Below are 26,015 nucleotides of genomic sequence, written 5' to 3'. Positions count from 1 at the left end.
CGGGGTGAGGCGGATCGAAGCCGTTCGAGAGAGGCGGCTCAGCCCGGTTCTCCGGTCTCGGCCAGCCGGTCGGCGAGGAAGCGCTGTTCGGGTTCGGTCTGCGCGAGGTCGAGCGCGCGGCGGTAGGCGTGGTGGGCCTCGCCGTCGCGGCCGGCGCGACGCAGGAGCTCGGCGCGGGTGGAGTGGAAGTATCGGTAGTGGTCGAGGTCGAGGCGGTCGAGGATGGCCAGGCCGGCTTCCGGCCCGTCGATCTCGGCGACCGCGATGGCCCGGTTCATCTCGACGATCGGGGAGCCGGTCTGTCGCGCGAGTGCCCCGTACAGCGCGGCGATCTGCGGCCAGTCGCGTGGCTCGTGCAGGTACAGGTCGGCGATGGCCGCCTGGATCAGGTAGGGCCCGGTGCGTCCTCGTGCCACGGCCCGCCGCAGCAGCGCCCGGCCCCGGTCCAGCTGCCGTGTGTCCCACAGCGTACGGTCCTGGTCGTCCAGGGGGATGATCCGTCCGTCCCGCAGGCGGGCCGCCCTGCGCGCGTCGTGCAGCAGCATCAGCGCCAGCAGCGCGAGGACTTCGGCCTCGTCCGGCATCAGCTCGGCGAGCGCCCCGCCGAGGTGGATCGCCTCCGCGGCGAGGTCGACGCGGCCGTCGCCCCAGCCCTGGTTGAAGATCAGATAGACCACGGCGAGGACGGCCGCCAGCCGGTCGGGCAGCTGGTGATCCGGCGGTACGGCGAAGGGGATGCCGGCATCGCGGATCTTGTGTTTGGCCCTGGTCAGTCGCTTGCTCATGGTCTCGAACGGGACGAGGAACGCCAGCGCGATCTCGTCGGTGGACAGGCCGCCGAGCGTGCGCAGCGTGAGCGCCACCTGCGCCTCGGGGGCGAGCGCCGGGTGGCAGCAGGTGAAGATCAGTTCCAGCCGTTCGTCCGGGATGGTGGCGGCGTCGTCCATGAGTGCCTCCGGCGGCGGTGCCCCGGCCTCCAGGTCGCGGGTGAGCAGCTTGGTCTTGTCGGCCAGCACCTGCCGGCGGCGCAGGTGGTCGATCGCACGGTTGCGTGCGGTCGTGACGAGCCACCCGGTGGGGTTGGCCGGTTCCCCGTCGCGGGGCCAGCGCTCGGCGGCGATGGTGAACGCCTCGGCGGCCGCGTCCTCGGCGAGTTCGATGTCGCCGAGGATCCCGGTCAAGGTGGCCAGCACACGGCCCCACTGGTCGCGGAAGACGGCGTCAAGCGCCACGGAAGTGTCCGCCGAGGATGGGCCGCACCTCGATCGCGGTGCCGGGTCTGGTCTCCTGCAACATTTCCCCGGCGATGGTGAGGGCCTCGTCGAGGTTGTCGGCCTCGATCAGGATCAGCCCGGCGAGGTACTCCTTGCTGTCGATGAACGGTCCGTCGGTCAGCAGCATCCGCCCTTCGTCGTTGCGCACGGTCGTCGCCGACTCGTCGGCGTGCAGGCGGGCCCAGCCGGTGACATCCGGCCGGTCGAGCCGGGCGGCGAGGGCACCCGGAATCGGGCGTGTCGCCCGGTCCGTTTCCTCCGCCGGTGTGTAGGCGAGCAACGCGTACTGCATGAGTCCTCCAGTCACGGGTCGATGCCGCGTCAACTACCGGACGAACAGCGTCGCCGTGGACGGACAACGACCGTCGACCGAATTTTTTTCTGGCGTGGTGTCCGTCCGGCGCCCGGCCGTTCGTCACTGCTGCAGATCCGCCCGAGAGTCTGACCGAAGGGACCCACAATGCCGGACATTTTGCACCGCATCAGCATCGACGCCCCGCCGAAGCGGGTACACGACCTCATCGCCGGCACCGACGGCATCGCCCGCTGGTGGAGCGGGCGGCCGCTCACCGGCGAACACACCGTCGGCTCCAGCTTCGGCGTCCACTTCGGCGACGCCGAGCGGCCCGCCGCCGTCATGCAGGTGCTCACCGACACCCCGGACCACGTGGTGTGGCGGGTCACGGACGGACCCGGCACCTGGATCGACACGAGGATCATCTTCACCCTCCGACCCAGCGGCCACGGCGGCACGACGCTGCTGTTCACCCACACCGGGTGGCAGGAGGCCAGCGAGTTCATGAGCGGCTGCAGCACCAACTGGGGCGCCTATCTCACCAGCCTCAAGACCGGTGCCGAGAGCGACACGTTCGGTGCCTACCCCGCCGGCGAGATCAGCCGCTGGGACTGAACAAGCCCACGCCGGACGCCGGCCTGCCCAGAGACAGACGATCTCTGACTCCAACTCAGCGAATGAGGAGGCTCGATGACCACCGAACCCAAGCCCGGCCCGAACGCGGCGCGGCTCGAGCGCGCGTACGACGCTCCGGCCGAGCTCGTCTGGGAGCTGTTGACCACCGCCGCCGGCCTTGAGGAGTGGTTCGCTCCCGACGGATTCGAAATCCGGGTGACCGAACTCGACCTCAGGCCCGGCGGCCGGCTGCGCTACACCATGACCGCGACCGCGCCGGAACAGATCGCGTTCATGCGGAACACCGGCAATCCGCTCTCGACCGAGGTGCGTAAGACGTTCACCGAGGTCGCACCGCCGACCCGCCTCGCGTACCTGTCACTGATCGACTTTGTGCCCGACCACGAGACGTATGAGCACCTGACGACGATCGACCTCCGGTCCGCCGGTGACCGTACGAACGTGGTGATGACGCTCGATCCCCTCCACGACGAAGACTGGACGCGGCAGCACCGCGCCCATCGCGGCGACGAGCTCGACCACCTCGGGGCGGTGATCAAGCGACGCGTCATGTGATCGCGATCCCCGGAGCCGGCGTACGAGACGCGCGGACGTGGCAGCTCAGCGACACGATGTCCGGCGCCCGTACGCCCGTCTCGTACGCGCTTACGTGCGATGACCGAGACCGTCCATGATCAGGTTGAGGGTGAACGCGAATCGCTCCTGGGCGGTGCCGGAGGTCAGCTCGGCCGCGTGGCGCCTGGTGTGGGGGAAGGTGCCGGGCAGCGCGGCGAATCGGCGCAGCAAGTCGTCGCGGCCGACGGTTCGTCCGTCATGGTCGGCATGCCGGTCGGCCAGGGAGGTCTCGAGGCAGAAGGCGTTGACGTAGAGGAACAGGGCGTCGATCGCCCAAGCGGCCGTCCGCGGGTCGACGCCCCCCGCCAGCACGATGCCGAGCAGGCCCTCGCTCACGCGCAGGGTCTCCAGGTTGGTCGGGACCACGGCGAGTGCCGCCAGGGAGATGCCGGGGTAGCGCAGGTACTGATCGCGGATCTGGGTGCAGACGCCGATGACCTGCTCACGCCAGGTGCGCGGGTCCGGTTCGGGGAGCTCGATCTCGGCGCAGAGCCGTCCGATGAGGAGGTCGTCCAGGTCCTTCTTGTTGACGACGTGGGCGTAGAGCGACGCGGGGCCCGTCTCGAGGGCGCCGGCCACTCGTCGCATCGTCAGGGCGTCATATCCCTCGCGCTCGACGATGCCGAACGCGGTCTCGATGATGGCGTCGACGGTGATGGGCTTCTTGCGCCCCGCCGACGGCCCGCGACGGGTCGCGTTGGTGTCGTCGGCCAGGGGCTGCTGGTGCCGCGCCGCGCGCCGTCGCTGGGGAGGCGATGCCATGCGGCACAGTCTAGACCGGGTGGAGCATCGTTCTGGTTGACACGATCACTGTTCGTGAAATATAGAATAGTGTTCGTTTCCCCTTCCTGCTTCGTTCATGGGCCGCCGCGCTCGGCGACCACCAAGCCCACCGAGAAGCGATCGACTCGGCCCCCTGACTCCGGGCCTGGGTGATGCCGGCCGCATCACCCAGGGCTCGGCCTGCTGAGGAGGGGCCGGCTCCAGCAGAGAGAAGACCAGATGTCGACGAAGACCGCGCTGACCACCGACACCGGCCGTAGGGACTACGACGTGCTCGTGGCAGGCGCCGGGCCGGTCGGGCTGATGCTCGCGACCGAACTGCAGTTGGCGGGGGCCCGGGTCCTCGTCGTCGAACGGCGGAAGGAGCCCGACACCACCGTCAAGGCGGGAGCGATCAACACCGCCTCCGCGGAGGCCCTCGAACGGCGCGGCTTGCTCCCCGCGGTGGAGGCGGTGCTCCGGCGGCTGTTCCCCGACGCGCCCAAGGCCGCCGGATCGAGGCGGCCGGCTTCCGTCGGGCACTTCGGTGGGATCCAGGTGTCGGCGGACCCGGTCGACGAGGAGGACCCCGGCCTGCGCGACCGTGGCCGGCCCGGCTGGTATCTCATGATCCCGCAGGTCGAGGTGGAGCGGATCCTCGGCCGGCGCGCGGCGGAGCTCGGCGTCGAGGCCCGGCGCGGAGTCGAGGTGTGCGGATTCGAGGAGGATGAGGCCGGCGTCACCGTTCACCTGGACGGCGGAGGCGACGTGCGCGCGGCGTGGCTCGTCGGTTGCGACGGAGGTCGCAGTCTGGTCCGGCGCCTGGCGGGCTTCGAGTTCCCCGGCACGGACCCGCAGATCACGGGCCGCCAGGCGGTGGGCACCGTGGAGGGGGCGGAGCTCCTGGAGCGAGGCTGGCAGCACACTCCCACCGGCGTCTACGTGTACGGGCCGATGCCCGGTCGTGTGCGGACCGTCGAGTTCGACGGCCCGCCGGCGGACCGGAAGGCGCCGGTCACCGCGGCCGAGATCGAGGCCAGCCTGCGGCGCGTCAGTGGCGTCGACGTCCGCGTCACCGAGGTCATCAGCGCCGGGCGCTACACGGACAACGCGCGGCAGGTGACGAACTATCGGCGCGGTCGCGTTCTCCTGTGCGGGGACGCCGCCCACGTGCACTCGCCCTTCAGCGGCCAGGGCCTGAACCTGGGGCTCGGCGACGCCGTCAACCTGGGCTGGAAGCTCGCCGCCACCGTGCGAGGGTGGGCGCCCGAGGGCCTGCTCGACACCTACACCGGCGAACGGCACCCGATCGGCGCCTGGGTGCTCGACTGGACACGTGCGCAGGTGGCCCTGATGCGCGGCGACGCCGACACCCGTGCGCTCAGGGCCGTGGTCTCCGACTTCCTCGGCACCCGCGACGGGGCGACCTACTACGTGAAGCGGATCTCGGGGCTGTGGCAGCGCTACGACCTGGGGAACGGTCATCCGCTGGTCGGCGCGACAATGCCCGACCTCCGGCTGGACGACGGCACACGCCTCTCCGACCACACCCATGAGGGCCGGGCCCTGCTCGTCGATCTCGCCGGGAACGACCGGCTGGCAGCCCTGGCCAAGCCGTACGCCGGGCGGCTGAAACTGGTCCGGGGCGGTTCGGACGGCGCCGGGGTGAGCGGCCTGCTGGTACGTCCCGACGGCTTCGTAGCATGGGCGACCGACGGCGCCGGCGACCCTGCCGGCCTGGAAGCCGCCCTGACGCGCTGGTTGGGGGACGCCGCGAGTCCCTGCGACTAAGAGCCCGCGCGGATAGGGGCTGTGCTACTACGCGCGCCCCTGTCCGCGCGGGCTCCAAGGCCGGCCGGCGGCAGGCGGCGGTCGCCGAGTGGCCGGGGCGGGGTGGGTGCGGTGCGGGCACGGGTCCACGTGATCGCGGAGTTCTCTACGCTCAGTGATCAGGGAGGACGGCCGTGCCGGGCGCCGCCATCTGGCCTGCTCGAACCCCTCTGGGATCGGTTCGCCGCGCTTCACCGCCGGGATCGCCCGCGGGGTTTCCCGCTGAGGGACTCTTGATAGATGTCCGCGTAGGTGCGCGAGTCCTTGATCAGGTCGTCGCAGAAGGCGGCGACGTCGTTGCCGATGAGTTCCAGGACTCCCTTGCCGGCCGCGACGCCCTCCTCGAAGAAATCGACGATTCCTGAGAGCAGGGTCCCGTCGGCCAGGCCGATCGGCCCGACCTTGAAGAAGTACTTCTGCATCTCCTTGTAGACGATCTGATAATCCGGCGGAAGCACCTTGACCCGCGCCACGTGCGCTCGCCACTGCTTCTTGCCCTCGATGACGTCCTGGATGCCCACGTCAGCCTCCCAGCCGGCTCAGTTTCCTCGCGACGTTCCGGTTCAGCTGCTCGCGCCACCGGTCGCGATGGCTCCGGGCCCCTTCTCCGCCGGCCAGTGCCGCACAGAAGCCCTTGATGTCGTCGCCCAGCACCTCGTGAAGGCTCTGCCCCTCCGCCGCCGTTTCTTCGAGCAGCCCCAGGGCGCCGTCGAGGATCGGCATCAGGTTGCGACCCGTGAAGCCCGAGTAGGGGGAGAGGTGAACCTTGATCTGTTCCCACGCCGCCCGGTGGTCGGCCGGCAAGGCCTCGGCCCGGGCTTCGAGCGCCTTCCACTCCCTGGTGAGGTCGCTGCCGGTAACGGTCTCCCAGAAGTTCATCTCCCACCCTCCTTGAGCTTGTCGATACGTGATGAGAGGTACTCCCATTTCCCCCAGAACCTCGCGAGCTCTTCGCGCCCCGCGTCGTTGAGCGCGTAGAACTTGCGCGGCGGGCCCTTCTCGGATGGTCGTTTCGTCACCCGAACGAGGCCGTTCTTCTCCAGCCGCAGCAAGATGGTGTAGACCGTCCCCTCGATGACGTCGGCGAAGCCGAGTTCGTTCAGCCGGCGCGTGATGGCGTACCCGTAGGTCTCCTCGCTGCCGATGATTTCCAGCACGCAGCCCTCGAGCGTGCCCTTCAGCATCTCCGTCAGGTCGTCCATCGCGAGGTCTCCTCTTCGATCCTCCCGGTACTGCGTAGTGCCGAGTACTGCTATACCGTATCACTGAGTAGTGCGTCGAGCGGCGAACGCGGAGCCACGGAATCGATGCGAGTCATCGGCGCGCCGGTGCGCGGCACGTGCGGGGACTGGACGTCGCTCGCAGGCGGGAACGTGGGAACGTTGCCGAAGAGGGACTTCTACCCCATCTCACCGCAGCACCGATCACGCTCCGCACGCTCATCGGACGCGCGACCGAGCTCCACCGCTGGGACGCCCGGCCACCACCCGCCGCCTCAAGCGATCCATCCGCCGGTCGGTCCGACCTCTCGCGAACGGACGCGTACCCATGGACGCGGCGACCTTCCGATTCCGCCGAGACCGGGTCCCGGGCGGACGGTGTCCGGGATCACAGGGGCGGGCGGCGCTTGCCGTGAGCGGTGGCCTGCTCGAACGCGTGGGCGGCCTGGAGGACGGTGAGGTCGGCGCGGTGGGGGCCGATGACCTGGAGGCCGACGGGGAGGCCGCCGTCGGTGAAGCCGCCGGGGACCGACAGCGCCGGGCAGCCGGTCGCGGAGACGAGGTAGGCCGAGCGCATCCAGTCGAGGTAGGAGGTCATCGGCTCGCCGGCGATCTCCGTCGGGTACTCCAGGCCGGCGTCGAAGGCGGCGACCTGGCTGACCGGGGCCAGGAGCAGGTCGTAGCTCTCGAAGAACCGCCGGACACTGTGGTAGAGCCGCGTGTGCAGGACCTCGGCCCGGCCGACGTCGGGGCCGGTCAGGCGGCGGCCCTCCTCGATGTTGGCCACGACGGACGGCTTCAGCCGGTCGCGGTGGTGGTCCATGAGGCTGCCGAGCGCGAGCTCGAACTGCCATGCCCGCAGCACACGGAAGACCTCCTCGGCCCCGTTCAGGTTGGGACAGGCCTCCTCGACGACGCAGCCCAGCTCGGTGAAGACCTTGGCGGTGCCCTCCAGCGCGGTGATCACCTCGGGGGCGAACGACATGGAGCCGTCGAGGCGGGGCGCCCACGCCACGCGGAGACCGCTCAGGTCGCGTTCGAGCGGCACCGCGAACGCCGAGCCCGGCGTCTCCAGCGCGATCGGCGAGCGAGGGTCGGGGCCGGCGAGCACCGACAGCAGCAGGGCGACGTCGGCGACGTCGCGCGCCATCGGCCCCTGGACGCTCATCGTCGCCCAGGCCGCGTGATCCGGCCAGCTCGGCACCCGGCCCGGCGACGGGCGCAGCCCGACGACGTTGCAGAACGAGGCCGGGTTGCGCAGCGAGCCGCCCATGTCGCTGCCCTCGGCCAGCGGTTGCAGCCCGGCGGCGAGCGCGGCCGCCGCCCCTCCGCTGCTGCCGCCCGCCGACCGTGAGAGGTCATAGGGGTTGAGGGTCGTCCCGAACAGGGGGTTGAAGGTGTGCGATCCGGCGGCGAACTCCGGGACGTTGGTCTTGCCGAGCATGATCGTGCCGGCCGCGCGCATGCGCTCGACGACGAGCTCGTCACGCTTCGGGACGTTGTCGGCCAGCAGGGGAGACCCGGACGTGGTGCGGACGCCGGCGGTCTCGTGCGTGTCCTTGTGCGCGACCGGGAGGCCGAGCAGGGGCGGCGGCTCGGTGCCGCCGGCGAGGAGGGCGTCGGCCTCGTCGGCCTCCCGCAGGGCGCGGTCGGCGGTGAGGGTGACGATCGCGTTGACCCGGGGGTTGACCGCCTCGATCCGCGCGAGGTGCGCCTCGGTCACCTCGCGGGCGGACAGCTCACGGTCGCGGACGCGGCGGGCCAGCTCCCGCGCGCTCAGGAAACAGATCTCCTCCGCCAACGGGCCTCCTCCGAAGTCGCCCCGTGGCGTCGCCGCCTCAGGGATGGTCGCTCACTGAGCACCATCTTTGGTCTCCGGCGAAACCCATGTCCACCCTGATTCAGCGCTGTGGATAAGTCTCGAAGACGCCGTCCGGGTCGTAGCGCGCCCGCAGATCCTGGAAGCGTTCCCAGGCGGACGGAGTGAAGGAGCGCCGGGCGCGCTGCGGTTCGGCGGACAGGTCCGTCTCCGCGACATAACGGCCGGCGGCCTGCGGCTCGGCGGCGGCGGCCAGCTCGCGCAGCCAGGCGAGGTTGGCTCCGTCGGCCGACCGGTCCTCCCACGTCGCGTAGCAGCTCAGGCGGATCCGCCCCAGCGGTGAGAACGCCATCTCCGGCACGGGCGCGTACGCCGGACCGCCGGGAGCCGGTTCCGCCACGACGATCGACTCCGGTGACGGCGCGTACTCCACATGGCGGGCGATGCCGGGCAGCACGCCGCTGAAGCCGCCGTTCAGCCACAGGGAGTCCGCGGCGGTACGGCGCCCGCACGGCCACAGGGCGTCCGCGCCGGTGAACAGCACCGCGAACGGCGTCGGCTGATCCACCTGCCGGATCAGCGCCCGCCCGGCGAACGGGCACTCGCGCAGCGGCTCCAGGCACCGGATCGCGTCGTTCCAGGCGCAGGAGAAGACCGTCGCGGTGACGACGACGACCTTGGGCGGCGGGCCGCCCTGGCCGCCCTCGCCGCCGTCGGCCGTGGTGAGGGCCACGCTGAGCTCGACGTTCGCCGGTACCGCCGCCGTGATCTCATCGGTCCAGTACGCGACGTCCTCGATGTCGGCGAGAGGGAAGACGTACCGGGTCGTCATGATCGCCGGCGGCAGGTGCCGCAGCCGGAGACGGAAGGAGGTCACCGCGGCGAAGAACCCGGGCCCGCCGCCGCGCGCCGCCCACAGCAGGCCGGGATTCTCGTGATCGCTGCAGCGGACGATCTCGCCGGTCGCCGTGACGGCCTCGATCGCCTCCACGCTCGCGCACGCCGGGCCCCAGGCACGGGAGTTCCACCCGATGCCCCCGCCCAGCACGAACCCGCTCAGCGCGACCGAGCCGCGGTGTGCCACGGGAAAGGCGTGATCGCGGTCCGCGAGGGCACGCGTGAGGTCCTGGCAGCTCACCCCGGGCTGTACGGTCGCCGCGCCGTTCTCGACGCTGCATGCCCGCAGGCGGGACAGGTCGATCAGCATGCCGCCGTCCCGCAGGGGCGCACCGCCCCAGCCGTGCTCGCCGGCCCGTACGGCGACCTTCATGCGGTGGGCGCGGGCGAGTGCGACGGCCTCGCGCACCTCCTCGACGCAGGCGGCCTGGACGATCACGTCGGGGCGGCGCGAGGACGCGCATTCGTTCGCCGCCATGCTCGCCCGTGCCTTGTCGTAGCCGGGATCGCCCCGCTCGATGAGCACCTGCCGTATGTCCCGCGCCGATATGCCCACGGTATGCCCCCTCGCCGCTCACTGCCGCCGCGGCGTCGCCCGTACCGCCGCGGCCTCATCCGTGCCGCCTGCGGCGTCTTGCGCCGTCCGCCGGCTGCTTCCCGTACCTCTGTCAGGCGTGGGCCGGTCGGGCCGCCGCCGGAGCGCGGCGACGACCCGGCCGGTGTCCCCTCGGCCGTCGCCGGCCCGATCACGTACGGCGAGGCCGCGGTTCGCCGTCCGGCCGTGCCCGTCCTACCGGTCGGCGAGCGTGACGTGCTCGTGGGTGACGGCCTCGATGTCGGCCGCCGCCGCGTCGAGCAGCCGGTGCGCCAGGTCGGACAGGGCACGTGCGGCGGCGAGCTCGGCGCCGATCTCGGGAACGTCCCAGTCGGCCGGGTTGCACCGCGCCTTGCCGCGTCCCCGCATGCCGTCGGCCTCCCGTGTGGCCAGCCGCGCCTCGGCGTGCGTCTCGCCGTCCGTTTCATCCAGGTAGATGTCGACCGACCAGCGGTCGATGGTGTTCATGACTCCTCCGGAACGATTCGCCTCCTACCTAGAGACTCGCCGCTGGTCGCCGGGCGGGGCAGGGCCAAAGGTCCCAGATCACACCGGCCCCGGCGGCCCCGCGAGCGACGACCGGCGTCCCGGGCGGTCGCTCAGCGCGGCGGTCGCGGCGGCCCCAGGGCGGGACGGCCGCCGCCGACGCCCGAACCGAGGTCGGCGAAGCGGCCCGCGTCGCGGCCGGCCCTGAAGCCGTCGCCGCGCACGCGCTGCCGCCGGGCCGGGCCGAGGGCCGGGAACCGGGCCGTGAACTCCGCGCGCACTCTCTCGTCGTCGCGGGCCAGCACGAGCGCCGCCGACCCGGCGGCGGCCGGGTCCTCCTCGCGCAGCAGACCCCGGGCCGCGTCGATGCGTTCGGCCACCCGGTCGCCGTACCCCACCAGGAACGCCTTGAGATAGCCGTTGCGCCAGCGTGTACGGTCGGCCTTCCGGCGGAACAGCTCCTCCGGATAGGCGCTCATGTGCGCGTCGGCGGCGCGTGTGCCCGCCCCGTCCATCTGGAGGGTCAGTGACGGCAGCAGCAGCGTCAGAGCGTCGCGGGCCGACTCGGTGGCGACCGCCAGCAGCGCGATGTCCCGCCGGTAGGCGCCGTCGCCGCGCAGCGCGCACGCGCCGCCGTACGCCCGGACGACCGCGGTGAGCCCCGCCGCACGGGCGCGGGCGTGACCGTCGCCGCCGCCCACGACGTGCTCCCAGTAGACGACCGGCTCCGGGCCCTCGCCCCGCCGGGCCCGCAACGCCGCCTCGTCGATGGCGTGCCGCATCATCAGCTCGGCGGCCTTGGCCGCGCACGCCTGCGCCTCCGCCTCCGGGGTCTCCGGATGCTCGGCGCGGTCCAGCAGCGCACGGACCCTGCCCTCGTGGTCGATCGTCATGTCGACGCAGCGTAACCGCACGCACCCGTACGGGCGAGTTGACGGTTATCTGACAAAAACACCTGGTAAAGCACCCTTAAAGGTCGCATGCGGGGGATTCGGGGATTAGCACGGAGATCTTCGCGTAGCGTGGTTGCGGCCGCCCTGCCTCCGTCGATCATCCAGGAAGCCGCCCACCTCTCATGGAAGCATCCCACCGGTTCGAGATGCCGCGCCTGCCTCATCTCGCGCTGCACGCGCTGCCGCGGGTCTTCGAAGGGATGATCGCGCCGGTGGTCGTGTTCTACGCCGGTCTCGTGCTGCTCGGCCTGGGCGGCGCGCTGATCACCGCGGTCGCCTGGGTCTACGGCGGCATTCTCCTGCGGCTGGTCCGGCGCCGCCCCGTCCCCGGCACGCTGCTGCTCGCGGCGCTCGGCGTGACCGCGCGGGCCGCGATGGCCGCCCTGACCGGCAGCGCCGTCGTCTACTTCCTCCAGCCCACGCTCGGCACCCTGCTCGTGGCGATGGCGTTCCTGGCCTCGGTGCCGCTGCGTCGCCCGCTCGCCGCCAAGGTCGCGAACGACCTGGTGCCCCTGCCCGCCGCCTTCCTCGCCCACCGGCGCGTCCATCGCTTCTTCCTGCGCGTGTCGCTGCTGTGGTCGCTGGTCTTCACCCTCAACACCGCACTGAGCGCCTGGCTGCTGTTCCGGCACTCGATCGTCGCCTACCTGTGGATCCGCACGCCCGCCGTGGCGTTCCTCGGCGCGACCGCGGTGGTCATCTCCCTCTGGGGGTTCAAGCGCTGTGTGCGCGGCGTCACGGCCGCCGCTTCGTAGCGCTTAAAGATCGAACAAAACGAAGCCCACGAGCGTCTTTGGATATGAGGCGGTTTTACTCGAGCCTCATACGATTACGGGCGAATCCAGAGGATATGAGGGTTTCTGTGGTGCTCAAAGGCATGATGACGGGCGTGGCCGTGGTCCTGGTGACCGCGGGGTGCGGTCTCGTCGGCGGCCACGAGCAGGCCGCGAAGGTCTCCATCACCCCGGCGAACGGCGCGTCCGGCAGCCGTCCCGACCTCCCGATCGTCGTCACGGCCTCCACCGGCAGGCTGGGCGACGTCGCCGTCCAGGGCGGCGGAACGCGGATCACCGGCACCTTCGACGCGGCACACCGGCAGTGGAAGTCGAGCCGTACCCTCCAGCCCGCCACCCGGTACACCGTCACGGCGACGGCCAGAGGCGGCGGGAAGACCACCAGGGCGACCAGCGCGTTCCAGACGCTCACCCCGAAACAGACGTTCTCCATCGCCGACATCACCCCGATGCCGAACGAGAAGATCGGCGTCGGCATGCCGCTCATCGTCAAGTTCAGCCGGCCCATCTACAACCAGGCCGACGTCGAGCGGGCGCTCCGGGTCACCTCCGACAGGCCGGCCGAAGGCGCGTGGCGCTGGTTCGGCCGCCAGGAGGCCGTCTACCGCACCAAGGAGTACTGGCAGCCGCACCAGACCGTGCGTCTGACCGCCGACATGGCCGGCGTGCGCGGCGCCAAGGACACCTACGGCACGAAGGACTACACCCGGTCCTTCACGATCGGCGACTCCCACATCAGCGACGTGAACGTCAAGACCCACCGCATGACCGTCCAGGTGAACGGCAGGACGGTGAAGACCACGCCGATCAGCGCGGGCAAGGGCGGCCTGCGCAAGTACACGACGACGAACGGCATCCACGCGGTCATGGGCAAGCAGAGCCCGGTCACCATGACGTCCGGCTGGGAGGGCGTCACGGACAAGAGCGACCCGAACTACTACAGCCTCACCGTCTACCAGGCCGTGCAGATCTCCTCGAGCGGCGAGTACGTCCACTCCGCGCCCTGGTCGGTCGGATCGCAGGGGCGCGAGAACGTCAGTCACGGATGCGTGAACGCCCCGCCCGCGTTCGCCAAGTGGTTCTACGACCTGTCCCGCCGCGGCGACATCGTCAAGGTCAGCGGCACGGACCGCGAACTCGAGCCGACCAACGGCTACGGCTACTGGCAGCTCTCCTGGGCCGACTGGCTGAAGGGCAGCGCACTGCACTGACCCGAGTTCACCCGCATCGACCGAGTTCACCGCGCCGCCCATACCGGGCGGTGCCCGAGATGGAACCACTGGCAGGATGGATCTTGTGCTTGACGTTGTTGGCTGGGTGCATGTCTCCGACGGGCGGCTCCTGGCCGTACGGGCACGGGCGCGTGACCGGCTCTATCTCCCCGGAGGCAAGCGCGAACCCGGTGAGGACGACTGGACCGCGCTGTCCCGCGAGGTCCGCGAGGAGCTCGGCGTCCACCTCGACCGTGACAGCTTCCACGGCATCGGCGTCGTCGAGGCGCCGGCGCACGACCAGCCGCCGGGCACGCGTGTCCGGATGGCCTGCTACACCGCCGCGTACCACGGTGAGTTCACCGCGACGGGCGAGGTCGACGAGTGGATGTTCGTCGGCCCCGACGAGCGTCACCGGCTCGCCCCGGCCGTCCAGGCGGCGCTGGAGCTGACCCGGTGAAGGTCAGCGTCATCATCCCGGTCTACAACACGGGTGAGGATCTGTCCCGCTGCGCCGAGTCGGTGCTGGCCCAGACGATGGACGACTACGAGGTGATCTTCGTCGACGACGGGTCGGACGACGGCACCGAGAAGCGTCTCGACGCGCTCGCCGACGAGCACGACCGGGTCCGGGTCATCCACCTGCCGCCCAGCGGCGGGCCCGGCGGCCCGCGCAACGCCGGCATCGACGCCGCCCGCGGCGAGTACGTCTACTTCCTCGACGACGACGACTGGCTCGGGGAAGAGGCGCTGGAACGCATGCACGCCATGGCGCTGCGGAACGACGCCGACATCGTCATCGGCAAGATGGTCGGCCACGGCCGCCGCGTGCCACGGCTGATGTTCCGGGTCGACCGCGACCGCGCCGACATCCTCGAGGACAACCTCCTGGGCATCCTCACCCCGCACAAGCTGTTCCGCCGCGCGTTCCTGGTCCGGCACCGGATCCGGTTCCCCGAGGGGCCGGTGCGCCTGGAGGACCACCGTTTCGTGCTGCGGGCCTACTTCCGCGCCGGCACGATCTCGGTGGTCGGCGACTACCCCTGCTGCCACTGGGTGAAGCGCCCCGGCAGCTACTCCCGCGCCCTGCCCGACCCGGCGCACTACCACGCGATGCTGCGCGAGGTGCTCGACATCGTCGACGAACACGTGCCGCCCGGGCCCGTACGCGACCGTTACTACACCCACTGGTACCGGGGGAAGCTCCTCAAGCGGTTCGGCGAGAACGGCTTCCTGGACGCCCCGGCCGACTACCGCCGGGCGTACTACGACGAGGCGCTGCGGCTGACCGGCGAGCGGTTCGGTGCCGGCGTCGACGAGTGGCTCCCCACGCGCTTCCGCGTACGCTCGGAGCTGCTGCGCGCCGACCGTCACGACGAGCTCTTCGCCCTCGTGGCGGCCGAACGCGACATGCGGCTCGAGGCCGCGCTGGACGCCGTGCGCTGGCGCGGCGACCGGCTCGCCGTGCGCTTCACCGCGCGTTTCGTCTACGCCGACGGCGGACCGCTGGCGTTCTCCGACGGCCGGTGGCACCCTCCGGTGCCGGTCGGCGCGAGCCCGGAGGCGCTCACGCTCGGCGACCTCCCGTGGCGGCTCGACCTGTACTTCCGCCGGCGGAGCGACGGCTCCGACCTGCCGCTCGCGATCAGCGCCGAGCGCCTGAGCGACGGTGCCATGGCCGGCGAGGCCGTCATCGACACGCGGGCGCTGCCGTGGCTGCCGGACGACGTGTGGGACCTCGTCGCGCGGATCGACGGGGGCGGCTGGACGTACGAACGGCGCCTGCGCGGGTACGCCGAGCACGTGCCCGCCCGCGGACGGCTCGAGCCGTACCGGACGGTCAACGGCAACCTCAGCGTCCGCGTGCACCCCGCCAAGGCGTCGCCGAAGAGCCCGCTCCGGCGTGCGGCGCGGTGGCTACCGGGGGTCCGGCTGGGAGGCCGCCGCACTCGCCCCTGAGAGACCGCCTGGAGCCCTCGTGGGCGGGGGCTCCAGGCGTTCTGCGTGCCGTCGTTCGTCCGGGGAGTGTCCCCTGGTACGGACCGGCGTGGGCCGGTCAGGCCTTTTCGCGGGTGAGCGTCAGGCCCAGAGAGGCGAACTGCTCGGCGGGGTGGTGGTAGCCGCGTTCGATGTGGTGGACCCCGCGCAGGGTGGACGGGCCGTCGGCCGCCGCGGCGGCCAGGACCGCGGAGAAGCCGGCGCGGACGTCCGGCATCGTCACGTCCGCGCCTCGCAGCTTGGAGACGCCGCGGACCACGGCGGAGTGCACCGAGTTGCTGTCGTGGAACCGGCAGGCCGGGCCACCGAGGCAGGCGTTGAAGACCTCGATCTCGCAGCCCATCTTCTTCAGCGCCGGGACGTACACCAGGCGGTTCTCGAACACCGTCTCGTGCAGCACCGACATGCCCTCCGCCTGGGTGAACAGCACCATCAGCGGCTGCTGCCAGTCGGTCATGTAGCCCGGGTGAGTGTCGGTGTGGACCGCCGCCGGGCGCAGGCCGTCGGGGGCCGACGCGGTGATCCACTCGTCGGTGATCTCGAAGCGGGCGCCCATCCGGGCGAGCGTGGTGATGGCGGTGACCAGGCGGTCCTGCGAGCAGCCGTGCACCCGGACCTCGCCACCGGTGATCAGGCCCGCCACCAGGTAGGAGAACGCCTCGAGCCGGTCGCCGGCGAGGCGCGTCGAGGCGCCCTTGAGCCTGCGCACGCCCTCGATGACGATGCGGCGGTCCGGGCTCAGTTCGATCTGGGCGCCCATGCGCTGCAGGAACAGCGCCAGCTCCACGACCTCGGGCTCCATGGCGGCACCGCGCAGCACCGTCTTGCCCTCGGCGAGCACGGCCGACATCAGCACGGTCTCGGTGGCGCCGACGCTGGGGTAGGGCAGGTCGATGCGGGCGCCGTGCAGCCGGGAGGCGCGTGCGGCGATGCCGGTCTCGCCGACCTGGACCTCGGCGCCCATGGCCCGCAGCGCCTCGACGTGGAAGTCGACCGGCCGCCGGCCGATCGGGTCGCCGCCCACGAGCGGCACGAACGCCTCGCCGGTCAGGTGCAGCAGCGGCCCCACCATCAGGATCGGGATCCGGTTGAGACCGGTGAAGGCCTCCGGCACCCGGGGCTCGGCCACCGGGCCCGGCGCGATCCGGATCTGCGACCCCTCACGCGTGACGGCGTGCCCGAGCGCCTGGAGCATCGCCCCGGTGATCTCGACGTCACCGACCTCCGGCGCGTTGCGGATCGTGCTCTCGCCCTCACCCAGCATGGCCGCGACCATGTGTTTCGTGACGGCGTTCTTCGAGCCCCGCACGTGGATGTCGCCACGCAGCGGACCTGACGGTTCTACCTTCCACACCTCTTCAGCCACGCCGACCACTCTAAACGCGACGATGAGCGGCGGTACCCGCGATGCCATCAAAACCGGCGGGTTGCGGCAAACCGGCATGAACCAGACGCATCTTACATCCGGCGCGACCTCCGGCCCGCTTCTGCTTCGATGGGCGCATGGACATCAGCGCCGTTGTCGGAATGTGGCTCGATCGCCCCCCGGAGGAGGCGCTGCACACCGCCGTGCTCGCCGACCGGCTGGGGTTCGGTGAACTCTGGATCGGTGAGACGGGCACCTGGGACGCCTTCGCGCTGGCGACGGCGGTCGGCCTGGCCACCGACACGATCGCGCTGACCGTCGGCCCGGTGCCGGTGGCCGTACGGGACCCGGCCATGATCGCGATGGGCGCGGCGTCGGTGACCGCTCTCACCCGGCGGCGGGTCGGCGTGGCGCTGGGCACCTCCAACCCCACCCTCGTGGAAGACTGGCACGGCCGCTCGCGCGACGGCGCCGCCGGTGCGCTGGAGGAGAGCGTACGCGCGGTGGCCACGCTGCTGGGCGGCGGGCGGGCGAACGGCGAGAACGGCTTCCGGCTCCGCCTGAGCCCGCCGGAGGGCCCGCTCACGGTCGCGGCGCTCGGCGACCGTGCGATCGCGACCGCCGCCGCGCACGCCGACCGGATGGTGGTCAACCTCGTCACGCCGCAGCAGGCCGCGGAGCTGAAGGAGAAGCTGGAGGCCGCGGCCAGGAAGGCGGGCCGCCCGACGCCGCGGCTGGCCGCCTGGATGCCCGCGGCGGTCGACCCGGCGCCGGAGTCCTACGCCCAGCTGATCTGGGGCCTGGTGCCGTACCTGAGCGCCCCCGGCTACTCCGCCAACCTCGCCGCGGCCGGGTTCTCCGACGCGGTGGAGCTCGCGCGGGCCGGCACCGCGCCGCGCGACCTGCTCACCGCCCTGCCGCTGGAGCTCGCCGGCACGATCGGGCTGGCGGGCGACACCACCGCCGTACGCTCGCGGCTGGCGGCCTACGCCGACGCGGGCGTCGACGAGGTGGCGGTGGTCCCGGTCACCGGCGGCGACCCGGGCGGTGAGCGCACGCTGAGCGCGCTACGGAAACTCTGAGCCGCCTCTCGGACATCTCGCTCCCGGGGACGGCCGGGCGGGGACGCGCCCGGTCCCGCCGGCACGTCGCGCGGGAGATGAACGGCCGGTGCCGTACGGCACCGGCCGTTCGCCTTTTAGGCGACCCCCTTTTACGGAAAAGGCGTTGCCCGTACTTGTGCGGGTGATTCATGCTGTTCGGGAATCCGGACGGTGGAAAGGAGGGCACCGTGTCGCAGTACATCGACGACGCGCCGGACACCCCGGGCGACGCGCCGGCCATGCCCCGGTGGCGGTCACGCCTGCTCACCTCGAAGCCGGTCCTCGCCGGCGAATCCGGCGAGGACGGGCCGGAGCGACTGACCCGGCACGAGCGAATTCCGGAAGAAGGCCGCCGACGGGGGCGTTAGGCGCCCTCGCTGTCACGCCGTTTCCGGAATGGGGAGACGGCGTTGTTTGTTTTTCGCGGTGAAATGAGGAGCCCGGTGAACGTACTGGTTCTGAACGCCTCGTACGAGCCGCTGCACAAGGTCGACGTGCGGCACGCCGTACGCATGCTGGTGCGCGGTGTCGCGGTCGTCGAAGAGGCCGTGGAGGGCCGGCGCATCGGGCACTTCCCGCTGCCGCGGGTGCTGCGCCTGGTCCGCTACGTCGCGATGCGCTGGAGGTACGGCCGGGGCCCGGCGTGGACCAAGCACGGCCTGCGGCGCCGCGACGGCGGACGCTGCGGCTACTGCGACGCACGGGCCGACACGGTCGACCACATAGTGCCGCGTTCGCGCGGTGGCGCGACGAACTGGGAGAACACCGTCCTCGCGTGCGGGCCTTGCAATACGCGCAAGCGGGACCGTACGCCGGCCGAGGCGGGGATGCGGCTCCTGGTCGTGCCGAGGGTGCCCCGCTGGAACGAACTGGTCGGCTGAGCGGCCGCCCGGGGAGCCCCGGGCGGTCCCGCGGAGATGACGAGGTCGCATGAGAGGGAGGTGTCTCCCTCTCATGCGACGGTAAGGATCGACGCGGTGATCCCCGTCGGCCACCTGCCGTGCTCGGTCAGGTGATCCGCACGGAACCGCGGCAGGTCCGGGTGCTGCCCATGAGACCTCCGGCGTTCGTCGTGCTCTACGTCCTCGAACACTAGGACGGCGCGCTTACCGATCGCTGACCTCAGGGTCAGACGCGGAGGCCCCGGCGGGTCAACCGGCGCGGCGGCGGCTCGCGAGGCGGTCCGTCAGCCGTGCTCGAACGCCACGCGGGCACTGATCGCGAGCAGGGCGCAGCCGGCCACCCCGTCGAGCGTCCGGCGTGAGCGGCGACCGTTCAGCAGCCGGGAGATCGGGCCGATGGCCAGGGAGAACGTCCGCCACCACAGCACGGCGATGCCAAGGAAGATCACCGCGAGCGTGGCGGTGGTGCGCAGGCGCGGCTCGCCGTCGGCGACGAACTGGGGGAGCAGGGTGAGGAAGAGCAGCGCGATCTTGGGGTTGAGGAGGTTCGTCACCAGCCCCTGCCGGAACGCCGCGCCGGGCCGGCCCGTGGGCCGTACGCGCGGCTCCGTGGGCAGTTCATCCGTCGGCGCGTCGCCCGACATGATGGCCGAGATCAGCAGCCGGACGGCGAGGTAGGCGAGATAGGCGGCGCCGGCGAGCTTGACCGCCGAGTACGCGGTCGCCGAGGCGGCCAGGATCGCCGAGAGCCCGAGGACCGCGGCGGTCGCGTGGGTCGCGATGCCCAGACAGCAGCCCAGACCGGTGAACCAGGCGCCGCGCACTCCCGCGCTGAGCCCATTGCGGATCACCAGCAACATGTCGGGACCGGGCGTGACGGTGAGGACCGCGACGACGCCGAGGAATGGCAGGAGCAGATCGGGCACTGCGTCATGTTAGCGACATGTCACCACGGCATCCGCCCCTTTACGTACGACACCGGGGCGGGCTTCGACGCCCCGCACCCGGATGGCATCCGCCGGAGGGCCGGTGCGAGACTGGCCGCCACACGTCATCGGGGAAACGTTATGCCGCTGGAGAACGAGGACCGGCCGTCGGACTCGAAGTACGTCCACCGCGTGTGGCGGAGCCGCGCGTCCGGGGTCGCGCGAATGACCTCGATCGCGACGTCGAACTGGGAGTTGGTGTTCTGGGAGCACGAAGGCCGCGTGCACGCCGCCGTACGGGGTCCGGAGACCACGGCCTCGAGCGTTGACGTGCCCGACGGGTCGGAGTCCTTCGGCATCACGTTCGCGCACGGCACCTCGATGCCGCACCTGCCTCCGGCACGCCTCGTCGACTCGGCCTGGGAGAGCCCGCACGCGACCGCGACGAGGTTCGTGTTGGGCGGTGACGAGTGGCTCGTCCCCCGCTTCGAGAGCGCGGAGCAGTTCGTCGGCCGGCTCGTGCGGGAGGGCGTCGTCGTACGTGACCCGCTCGTCGACGACGTCGTGGCCGGCGGGATGCCGGAAGTCGGGACGAGGTCGGTGCAACGCCGCGTCGCGGCGGCGACCGGGCTCACGCCGGGTGCCATCCGGCAGATCGAACGCGCCCGGCGGGCCGCGATCCTGCTCGGCGAGGGCGTCGCACCGCTTGATGTCGTCAACCGGCTCGGCTACTACGACCAGCCGCACCTCGCCCGCTCGCTGAAGCGCTTCATCGGACGCACCGCGACCGGGCTGCGCCGGCAGGACGCGGCCGGGCAGCCCCTGTCGCTTCTGTACAAGACCGGCGCCGACGCCGATTCCTAGCCTGACTGCGTCGCTGCGGGAGAAGTCCCGCACATCGCCATCAGGAAGGGCAATCCAGATGACCGAGAACGTCAGCGCGGCCGCCGTGTCCGCCGACGGAACCGTGATCGCGTTCACCGCGTGGGGCGAGGGCGAGCCGCTCGTCATCATCGACGGCGCGACCGGCCATCCCGCCATCAATCCGACGAACGAGGAGGTCGGCCGGCTGTTGAGCGGGGAGTTCCGGACCTTCGCCTACGACCGTCGCGGACGCGGCGAGAGCACCGACACCGCGCCGTACGCCGTGGAGCGCGAGATCGAGGATCTCGCCGCGCTCATCGAGGTGGCGGGCGCGCCGGCGACCGTGTTCGGCTGGTCGTCCGGCGCGGTGCTCGCGCTCGACGCCGCCGCGGCCGGTCTGCCGATCAAGCGGCTCGCGCTGTTCGAGCCGCCGTTCGTCGTCGACGACAGCCGCCCGCCGCTGCCCGCGGACTATGTGGAGCGCCTCGACGCCGCCGTCGCGGACGGTCGCCCCGGGGACGCCGTGGAACTGTTCATGACCGCTGCGGTCGGCATGCCCGCCGAGGCCGTCGGCGGCATGCGGCAGGGCGATTTCTGGCCGATCCTGGAGGCCGTCGCGCCGACGATCGCCTACGACGGCCGGATCATGGGAACCACGATGTCGGGCGCTCCGCTGCCCCGTGATCGCTGGGCCGCCGTCACCACGCCCACGCTCGTGATGCACGGCACCGGGACGTACCCGTTCATCGTTGCGGGCGCCCAGGCGCTCGCCGGGCTGCTGCCGGCCGCGACCCTGCGGGCCGTCGAGGGCGAGCAGCACAGCGCCCCCGCCGGCGTGCTCGCCGCCGCCTTGCGCGACTTCGCCCACGCCCACTGAAGGAGGGCGCGAGCATGGGAAGGATCGTGGTCACCGAGTTCATCTCGCTCGACGGCGTCGCGCAGGCGCCCGGCGGAGAGGACTTCAAGTACGCGAACTGGAGCTTTGATTTCGACCGCGGCGAGGAGGGCGAGCGATTCAAACTCGACGAGGCGCTCGGCGCCGAGGCGTTGCTCCTCGGCCGCCGGACCTACGAGGGATTCGCCGCGGCCTGGCCGCGGTACGAGGGCGAACTCGCCGACAAGTACAACGGTATGCCGAAGTACGTCGTCTCGAGCACGCTCACCCACCCGGAGTGGAACGACACGCGAGTGCTCTCCGGTGGCCTGGGCGAGGAGGTGACCAGGCTCAAGGACGAGGTGGACGGCGACATCTCCGTCGCCGGCAGCATCCAGCTCGTGCAGGGACTGATCGAGCACGATCTCGTCGACGAGCTTCACCTCATGACGTTCCCGGTTCTCCTCGGCACCGGGCGGCGTCTGTTCGGGGAGACCTCGGCCAAGTCGGAGTGGAAGCCGACCGGGTCGATGACGGTCGGCGACGGCGTACTCATCATGATTCTTCAGCGAGCACGGTGACCGTCCGTTCCGGTATTCGCGTCCTCCGCCTTGACGGCCTTCGATCGACCACCGTGAGGCGCGGCAGCGCCGGCCGTCCCCGGGGCGGGAACGGCCGGCGCTGCCGCCCTGGTCACCCCGTTGCGCTCTGCCCGTCCCAGGAGATCTCCGGGGAACGGTAGAAGTTGATGCCCATGACCGTCCAGCGCGGTCCCTGGGCGGCGAGGCGGGTCCGGTACTCATCCCACGAACGGCCCGCGCGCGGCGACCAGCCGATCTCGGCGATGCCGGGGAGGCGGGGGAAGGCCATGTACTCGACCTCATGGATGTTGGTGAGGGTCTCGCTCCAGATCGGCGCCTCGACGCCTCGGATGTTCTGTTCGGTGACGCCGTTGAACAGCGTCGCCGGGTCCCACTGGTAGGACTTCTGCACGCTGACGTACCCGGCCCAGTGCAGGCCGTACGGGGAGTTCGCGTCGTACTGCATGTCCAGGTACGCATGGTTCGCCGGCGAGGTGATCAGCTGGACGCCCTTCTGCACGGCCGCGGTGGCCAGCGGGTCGTCGGCCGGTGTGTTGCCGTCGAGGACGCTCCAGTTCTGGGCCAGCGTGGCCGGGCTGCCCTGCACGTCCGCCTGGGCGATCTCGTTCCAGCCGATCATGTTCTTGCCGTGGGCGTGCACGATCGGCTGGAGCCGGTCGAGGAACTTCACGTAGTCCGTGAGCGGTGTGCTGTGCGCCTCGTCGCCGCCGACGTGTACGTACGAGCCGGGCGTCAGCTTCGCGAGTTCGCCGATCACGTCGTCGAAGAACTTGTAGGTGATGTCCTTGTCCACGCACACCGAGCTGAAGCCCACGCTCGTGCCGGTGTAGAGGGGCGGCGCCTTGCCGTCGCAGTTCAGGTCGGCGTACGAGGCGAGGGCCGCGTTGGTGTGGCTGGGGCTGTCGATCTCCGGCACGATGGTGATGAAGTGCTGCGTCGCGTACCGCACGATGTCGGTGTACTGCTTCTGGGTGTAGTAGCCGCCCGCGCCGCCGCCGACCTCCGTGCTGCCGCCGTACGTCGCGAGCCGCGGCCACGACTTGATCGCGATACGCCAGCCCTGGTCGTCGCTGAGGTGCAGGTGCAGGACGTTGATCTTGTACATCGAGATCTCGTCGATGTACCGCTTCGCCTCATCGACGGTGAAGAAGTGCCGCGCGACGTCGAGCATCGCACCGCGCCAGGAGAACCGGGGGTAGTCGCTGATCGCGACGCCGGGGACGGTCCACGGCCCCCGCTGCGCGCTGTGACTCTCCACCTTGGCCGGCAGCAGCTGGCGCAGGGTCTGCACGCCGTGGAACAGCCCGGCCGCCGTCGGCGCCTCCAGCCGGACGCCGCCGCGGGACACCGTCAGCCGGTATCCCTCGGTGCCGAGCCGCGGCAGGGCGGCCAGCCGCAGCGAGATGGCGTCGTGGACGCCGGCGCCCGCGCGGACCACGGGCAGCGGGTACCCCGTCGAGGGACGCGCCAGCCCGGCCAGGAACGCCGCCACCCCGGCGACGCCGGCCGACCGCGACCCGACGGCGATCTTGGTGTGCCGGGTCAGCGTGAACGACTGCCCGGGGACCGTGTTCATCGACACCGGCGCCGGGACGATCCGCGGCACGGGCGTCGCGGAATCGGCCTGCGCGGACGGGGCCGCGGCGAGACCCGCGACGACCGAGCCGGCGAGGATCCCCGCGGCCGCGATCCGCGTACCGGGACGGGCGGGCCGGCGGCCGGTGAACCTCCACCGCACCGCTCTCTTGCTACCTGTCAACATGTCATGCCTTTCTTCGGCGGGTGACAAGACGAAGTCCGTCGATGCCCGGACGGGCCGTGGCCTCAGCGCGGCGGCGCAGTGAGGTGAAGACCGAGGGAGGTCAGGTACGGGACCGCCCGCGACTGTTCGACGCGGACGCGGATGCGGCTCGTGGTGACCGGGGCCGGGAGGATGAGGATGCGGCTGTAGCCGATGGTGGTCGCGGCGGTGAGCCGCTGCCACGCCGAGCCGTTCCACGCGTCGATCGCGAACTGCTCGACGTGCTGGCCCCGGGTGATGTCCTCGCCGAGCCTGATCTGGTCGAACGTACGGGCCCGGCCCAGGTCCAGGGTGAAGGCTCCGGTCGAGGCGCCCCGCGGTGGTGACCAGGACGTGGCCAGGCGAGCGTCGGTCAGGGCGTGGGCGAGCCCGGAGGGACGCGCTCCGGCGAGCAGGTTCCGGGCGTAGGTCTCATCGACGGCGTCGCCGAAGGAGGCGAGCGAGGCCAGGTCGCCGTCGGCGATCCGGCCGTCGGGGCCCGGGGGAACGTTCAGCAGCAGGACGGCGTTGCGCCCGACCGACGACTGATAGAGGTTCACGAGCTGCTGCGGTGTCTTGGGCCGCTGGCCTGGGTGGAAGAACCAGCCGGGCCGCAGCGAGACGTCGGCCTCGGCCGGATCCCACTGGAGGTAGCGGACCCGCGGGTCGAGAAGCCTGGCGCGCGACCCGATGTCGGCGGCCTCCGGGCCGTCCGGGAGGAGCCATTCGTTGTGATAACTCAGGGGATCCGCGGTGTCGGGCGTGACACTCCACTCGCTCTCGCGGGCGACGCCGCTTTCGTTGCCGACCCAGCGGATACCCTGCGGGCCACCGAAGACGACGGTCGACGGGGAAAGCGCATGGATCAGCTTGAACCACGCGGTGAAATCGTAGTTCTCACTGATTCCCGCGCCGGACCAGGGATTGGCTCCGTCGAGCCAGAATTCGTCGATGTGCCCGTACTGGGTGAACACCTCATAAAGCTGGTTCAGGTAATAGGCGTTGTAGTCGTCGGTGGTCACCGTGAATGACGGCAGTCGCCCGGTGGAGACGGCCTTCGCCCGGTCGTCGTTCCCGACGAGCGTCGGGATCGTGCGCCGTTCGACGGTGCTGCCGTCGCCGTACCGTCCCATGCCGCCCGGGGCGCGGTCGCGGTCGTCGTAGGTCGCCTGTTCCTCGATGCTCAGGGGCTGTCCCGCGTCGTGCTTGGCGATGATCTTCTGGACCCAGTCGGCGTGCCAGGCGTGCGGCAGTTCCGCGCCGTCGGCGGGGGAGAGGTAGACGCCCACCTTCAGCCCGGCGGCGCGTGCGGCGCGGATGTAGCCGCCGAGCAGATCGCCGCCCGGGTTCTCGCATCCCGCGCGCCGGACCTGCCAGAACGCCGACGCGTCGGTATCGCGTTCGGCGGTGGCACGGGCACGGGCGGCGCTGACGGCGCCGGCGTCCGGGCAGCCGTCCGTGCGCACCCACCACGGGCTCGCGATGACGGAGTGATCGCTGTAGCGGGTCGGATAGAGCACGAATCCGTCATGATGCTTGATGGTGAGCATGACCTCCTTCGCGCCGGCCGACTTGTAGGCGCGCATCCATTGGTCGACGTCGGCCCGGGGCGGATCGAAGGTGGTCTCGTTCTCGGCGCCCGAGCCCCACTCGCGATTCGTGAACGTGTCCATGCCGAAGTGGGTGAAGGCGGCGATCTCATTGCGCTGCCAGGCGACCTGCCCCGGCCGCGGAACGATGTTCGCGGCCTTGTCGACGATCCGCGTCGCATCGTCACAGGAGTCGATCGGCATGACAGAGGACGGCCGTATCGGGCCGGTGCAACGGGACTCGGCGGCCTGAGCGGGTGCCGTGATGAACGCGGGCACCGCGAGCGCGACGGCGAGCATCGGCGCCATGGCGTGAGTCCTTCTGGTGTTCGTCATTCCCTCGCACTCCAGTAGCCGGAACGGCCCGGATCGTGTTCTGGATCGCCGATTGAGTCAACCCTCTACGGCCGATAAGGGGCCGACCACTTTCGGCCTTCGACCGCGCGCCGGCCCCGATTCGGCGGCGGTGCGGGGCTCGTCGGGGGCGCGTCCGAAGGGGGTCCGCCAGGCCCCGGACCTGCGTGAGCGCGGATGGCGCCGGGTCGCGGGGGGAGCGTGACCGCGGGCGCCGGATTGCTTGTCCATGCTCGATTCAGGCCGGAATCGAGCATGGACAAGCACCGA

The 26,015-nt window shown here is 71.3% G+C and carries 27 protein-coding genes; 13 read left to right on the top strand and 14 right to left on the bottom strand.

Features of this window, described 5'->3' with window-relative positions:
• Positions 1 to 38 precede the first annotated feature (38 nt).
• Positions 39 to 1,232, bottom strand: a complete 1,194-nt coding sequence (locus ABEA10_RS43055; protein ID WP_345474193.1) for an RNA polymerase sigma factor — start codon at positions 1,230 to 1,232, stop codon at positions 39 to 41.
• Positions 1,222 to 1,566 carry a YciI family protein gene (locus ABEA10_RS43050; RefSeq protein ID WP_345474191.1) on the bottom strand — a complete coding sequence of 115 codons (345 nt, stop codon included), beginning with the start codon at positions 1,564 to 1,566 and terminating at the stop codon, positions 1,222 to 1,224. Before ABEA10_RS43050 ends, ABEA10_RS43055 begins: the two co-directional genes overlap by 11 nt.
• Positions 1,567 to 1,734: 168 nt before the next feature.
• Between ABEA10_RS43050 and ABEA10_RS43045 the strand changes: the two genes are divergently transcribed.
• Positions 1,735 to 2,184, top strand: a complete 450-nt coding sequence (locus tag ABEA10_RS43045; protein WP_345474189.1) for an SRPBCC family protein — start codon at positions 1,735 to 1,737, stop codon at positions 2,182 to 2,184.
• Between the two features lie 75 nt (positions 2,185 to 2,259).
• Entirely contained in the window at positions 2,260 to 2,760 is a 501-nt protein-coding gene (locus ABEA10_RS43040; protein WP_345474187.1) for an SRPBCC family protein, read from the top strand.
• Positions 2,761 to 2,850: 90 nt separating this feature from the next.
• Here the strand turns inward: ABEA10_RS43040 and ABEA10_RS43035 are convergent, their stop codons facing one another.
• Positions 2,851 to 3,582 (bottom strand): TetR/AcrR family transcriptional regulator, encoded by a 732-nt coding sequence (locus ABEA10_RS43035; protein ID WP_345474186.1) that lies wholly within the window; start codon positions 3,580 to 3,582, stop codon positions 2,851 to 2,853.
• A 240-nt stretch (positions 3,583 to 3,822) separates the two neighbouring features.
• On the opposite strand from ABEA10_RS43035, the gene ABEA10_RS43030 reads away from it, so the two are divergent.
• A complete protein-coding gene (locus ABEA10_RS43030; RefSeq protein ID WP_345474184.1) occupies positions 3,823 to 5,373 on the top strand; it encodes an FAD-dependent monooxygenase in 1,551 nt (516 codons plus the stop codon).
• Between the two features lie 230 nt (positions 5,374 to 5,603).
• Here the strand turns inward: ABEA10_RS43030 and ABEA10_RS43025 are convergent, their stop codons facing one another.
• The 7 genes from ABEA10_RS43025 to ABEA10_RS42995 form a co-directional block, all read right to left on the bottom strand.
• Entirely contained in the window at positions 5,604 to 5,933 is a 330-nt protein-coding gene (locus ABEA10_RS43025; protein WP_345474182.1) for a DUF1048 domain-containing protein, read from the bottom strand.
• Between the two features lies 1 nt (position 5,934).
• Positions 5,935 to 6,291 carry a DUF1048 domain-containing protein gene (locus ABEA10_RS43020; protein WP_345474180.1) on the bottom strand — a complete coding sequence of 119 codons (357 nt, stop codon included), beginning with the start codon at positions 6,289 to 6,291 and terminating at the stop codon, positions 5,935 to 5,937.
• On the bottom strand, positions 6,288 to 6,614 hold the full coding sequence (locus ABEA10_RS43015) for a PadR family transcriptional regulator (RefSeq protein ID WP_345474178.1): 327 nt from the start codon (positions 6,612 to 6,614) through the stop codon (positions 6,288 to 6,290). The genes ABEA10_RS43020 and ABEA10_RS43015 overlap by 4 nt, the downstream gene beginning before the upstream one ends.
• A gap of 406 nt (positions 6,615 to 7,020) precedes the next feature.
• Positions 7,021 to 8,433, bottom strand: coding sequence for an amidase (locus ABEA10_RS43010; RefSeq protein ID WP_345474177.1), 1,413 nt, complete (start codon positions 8,431 to 8,433; stop codon positions 7,021 to 7,023).
• Positions 8,434 to 8,533: 100 nt separating this feature from the next.
• On the bottom strand, positions 8,534 to 9,904 hold the full coding sequence (locus ABEA10_RS43005; RefSeq protein ID WP_345474176.1) for an FAD-binding oxidoreductase: 1,371 nt from the start codon (positions 9,902 to 9,904) through the stop codon (positions 8,534 to 8,536).
• Between the two features lie 234 nt (positions 9,905 to 10,138).
• Positions 10,139 to 10,411, bottom strand: coding sequence for a DUF1876 domain-containing protein (locus ABEA10_RS43000; protein ID WP_345474174.1), 273 nt, complete (start codon positions 10,409 to 10,411; stop codon positions 10,139 to 10,141).
• A 131-nt stretch (positions 10,412 to 10,542) separates the two neighbouring features.
• Entirely contained in the window at positions 10,543 to 11,322 is a 780-nt protein-coding gene (locus tag ABEA10_RS42995) for a DUF2786 domain-containing protein (protein WP_345474172.1), read from the bottom strand.
• 182 nt (positions 11,323 to 11,504) lie between these two features.
• On the opposite strand from ABEA10_RS42995, the gene ABEA10_RS42990 reads away from it, so the two are divergent.
• The 4 genes from ABEA10_RS42990 (at position 11,505) to ABEA10_RS42975 (ending at position 15,346) form a co-directional block, all read left to right on the top strand.
• The gene (locus ABEA10_RS42990) at positions 11,505 to 12,137 is read left to right on the top strand and encodes a VC0807 family protein (protein WP_345474170.1); all 633 of its coding nucleotides are present in this window, start codon (positions 11,505 to 11,507) and stop codon (positions 12,135 to 12,137) included.
• A gap of 95 nt (positions 12,138 to 12,232) precedes the next feature.
• Complete coding sequence (locus tag ABEA10_RS42985) at positions 12,233 to 13,387, top strand: L,D-transpeptidase (RefSeq protein ID WP_345474168.1); 1,155 nt, start codon at positions 12,233 to 12,235, stop codon at positions 13,385 to 13,387.
• An 85-nt stretch (positions 13,388 to 13,472) separates the two neighbouring features.
• Positions 13,473 to 13,847: an NUDIX hydrolase gene (locus ABEA10_RS42980; RefSeq protein ID WP_425551035.1), complete on the top strand. Its 375-nt coding sequence runs from the start codon at positions 13,473 to 13,475 to the stop codon at positions 13,845 to 13,847.
• Complete coding sequence (locus ABEA10_RS42975; RefSeq protein WP_345474164.1) at positions 13,844 to 15,346, top strand: glycosyltransferase family 2 protein; 1,503 nt, start codon at positions 13,844 to 13,846, stop codon at positions 15,344 to 15,346. The genes ABEA10_RS42980 and ABEA10_RS42975 overlap by 4 nt, the downstream gene beginning before the upstream one ends.
• A 97-nt stretch (positions 15,347 to 15,443) precedes the next feature.
• On the opposite strand, the gene murA is transcribed toward ABEA10_RS42975, so the two are convergent.
• Entirely contained in the window at positions 15,444 to 16,751 is a 1,308-nt protein-coding gene (murA, locus tag ABEA10_RS42970) for a UDP-N-acetylglucosamine 1-carboxyvinyltransferase (protein WP_345474162.1), read from the bottom strand.
• Positions 16,752 to 16,888: 137 nt separating this feature from the next.
• Here murA and ABEA10_RS42965 point away from each other — a divergent pair, with 137 nt between their 5' ends.
• The 3 genes from ABEA10_RS42965 (at position 16,889) to ABEA10_RS42955 (ending at position 18,735) form a co-directional block, all read left to right on the top strand.
• Complete coding sequence (locus ABEA10_RS42965; RefSeq protein ID WP_345474160.1) at positions 16,889 to 17,833, top strand: LLM class F420-dependent oxidoreductase; 945 nt, start codon at positions 16,889 to 16,891, stop codon at positions 17,831 to 17,833.
• A gap of 209 nt (positions 17,834 to 18,042) precedes the next feature.
• Positions 18,043 to 18,222 (top strand): hypothetical protein, encoded by a 180-nt coding sequence (locus tag ABEA10_RS42960; RefSeq protein ID WP_345474158.1) that lies wholly within the window; start codon positions 18,043 to 18,045, stop codon positions 18,220 to 18,222.
• Between the two features lie 75 nt (positions 18,223 to 18,297).
• Positions 18,298 to 18,735, top strand: a complete 438-nt coding sequence (locus ABEA10_RS42955) for an HNH endonuclease (protein ID WP_345474156.1) — start codon at positions 18,298 to 18,300, stop codon at positions 18,733 to 18,735.
• A gap of 305 nt (positions 18,736 to 19,040) precedes the next feature.
• Here ABEA10_RS42955 and ABEA10_RS42950 read toward each other — a convergent pair whose 3' ends face one another.
• Complete coding sequence (locus ABEA10_RS42950) at positions 19,041 to 19,682, bottom strand: LysE family translocator (RefSeq protein WP_345474154.1); 642 nt, start codon at positions 19,680 to 19,682, stop codon at positions 19,041 to 19,043.
• A 141-nt stretch (positions 19,683 to 19,823) separates the two neighbouring features.
• Between ABEA10_RS42950 and ABEA10_RS42945 the strand changes: the two genes are divergently transcribed.
• From ABEA10_RS42945 to ABEA10_RS42935, 3 genes are read left to right on the top strand one after another with little or no spacing between them, the layout of a single operon-like run.
• Positions 19,824 to 20,546, top strand: a complete 723-nt coding sequence (locus ABEA10_RS42945; RefSeq protein ID WP_345474152.1) for a helix-turn-helix domain-containing protein — start codon at positions 19,824 to 19,826, stop codon at positions 20,544 to 20,546.
• A gap of 58 nt (positions 20,547 to 20,604) precedes the next feature.
• Positions 20,605 to 21,423, top strand: a complete 819-nt coding sequence (locus tag ABEA10_RS42940) for an alpha/beta fold hydrolase (RefSeq protein WP_345474150.1) — start codon at positions 20,605 to 20,607, stop codon at positions 21,421 to 21,423.
• Positions 21,424 to 21,437: 14 nt separating this feature from the next.
• On the top strand, positions 21,438 to 22,001 hold the full coding sequence (locus ABEA10_RS42935; protein WP_345474148.1) for a dihydrofolate reductase family protein: 564 nt from the start codon (positions 21,438 to 21,440) through the stop codon (positions 21,999 to 22,001).
• 112 nt (positions 22,002 to 22,113) lie between these two features.
• Here the strand turns inward: ABEA10_RS42935 and ABEA10_RS42930 are convergent, their stop codons facing one another.
• The gene (locus ABEA10_RS42930) at positions 22,114 to 23,760 is read right to left on the bottom strand and encodes a beta-N-acetylhexosaminidase (RefSeq protein ID WP_345474146.1); all 1,647 of its coding nucleotides are present in this window, start codon (positions 23,758 to 23,760) and stop codon (positions 22,114 to 22,116) included.
• Positions 23,761 to 23,846: 86 nt separating this feature from the next.
• A complete protein-coding gene (locus tag ABEA10_RS42925) occupies positions 23,847 to 25,700 on the bottom strand; it encodes an alpha-L-fucosidase (RefSeq protein WP_345474144.1) in 1,854 nt (617 codons plus the stop codon).
• Positions 25,701 to 26,015 lie beyond the last annotated feature (315 nt).

The organism is Actinoallomurus oryzae (assembly GCF_039541955.1).
In the GTDB taxonomy this organism is placed as follows: Bacteria; Actinomycetota; Actinomycetes; order Streptosporangiales; family Streptosporangiaceae; genus Actinoallomurus; species Actinoallomurus oryzae.
The sequence above is the reverse complement of the archived record's forward strand: the minus strand, read 5'-3'. Positions and strand labels throughout refer to the sequence as shown.

Coding starts and splice junctions, on each gene's coding strand:
- ABEA10_RS43035 (WP_345474186.1), bottom strand. CDS start 3,582: ATGGCATCGCCTCCCCAGCGACGGCGCGCGGCGCGGCACCAGCAGCCC.
- ABEA10_RS42995 (WP_345474172.1), bottom strand. CDS start 11,322: ATGACGATCGACCACGAGGGCAGGGTCCGTGCGCTGCTGGACCGCGCC.
- ABEA10_RS43040 (WP_345474187.1), top strand. CDS start 2,260: ATGACCACCGAACCCAAGCCCGGCCCGAACGCGGCGCGGCTCGAGCGC.
- ABEA10_RS42965 (WP_345474160.1), top strand. CDS start 16,889: ATGGACATCAGCGCCGTTGTCGGAATGTGGCTCGATCGCCCCCCGGAG.
- ABEA10_RS42985 (WP_345474168.1), top strand. CDS start 12,233: ATGAGGGTTTCTGTGGTGCTCAAAGGCATGATGACGGGCGTGGCCGTG.
- ABEA10_RS42935 (WP_345474148.1), top strand. CDS start 21,438: ATGGGAAGGATCGTGGTCACCGAGTTCATCTCGCTCGACGGCGTCGCG.
- ABEA10_RS43015 (WP_345474178.1), bottom strand. CDS start 6,614: ATGGACGACCTGACGGAGATGCTGAAGGGCACGCTCGAGGGCTGCGTG.
- ABEA10_RS42990 (WP_345474170.1), top strand. CDS start 11,505: ATGGAAGCATCCCACCGGTTCGAGATGCCGCGCCTGCCTCATCTCGCG.
- ABEA10_RS42945 (WP_345474152.1), top strand. CDS start 19,824: ATGCCGCTGGAGAACGAGGACCGGCCGTCGGACTCGAAGTACGTCCAC.
- ABEA10_RS43045 (WP_345474189.1), top strand. CDS start 1,735: ATGCCGGACATTTTGCACCGCATCAGCATCGACGCCCCGCCGAAGCGG.
- ABEA10_RS42940 (WP_345474150.1), top strand. CDS start 20,605: ATGACCGAGAACGTCAGCGCGGCCGCCGTGTCCGCCGACGGAACCGTG.
- ABEA10_RS43000 (WP_345474174.1), bottom strand. CDS start 10,411: ATGAACACCATCGACCGCTGGTCGGTCGACATCTACCTGGATGAAACG.
- ABEA10_RS42925 (WP_345474144.1), bottom strand. CDS start 25,700: ATGGCGCCGATGCTCGCCGTCGCGCTCGCGGTGCCCGCGTTCATCACG.
- ABEA10_RS43020 (WP_345474180.1), bottom strand. CDS start 6,291: ATGAACTTCTGGGAGACCGTTACCGGCAGCGACCTCACCAGGGAGTGG.
- ABEA10_RS43030 (WP_345474184.1), top strand. CDS start 3,823: ATGTCGACGAAGACCGCGCTGACCACCGACACCGGCCGTAGGGACTAC.
- ABEA10_RS43050 (WP_345474191.1), bottom strand. CDS start 1,566: ATGCAGTACGCGTTGCTCGCCTACACACCGGCGGAGGAAACGGACCGG.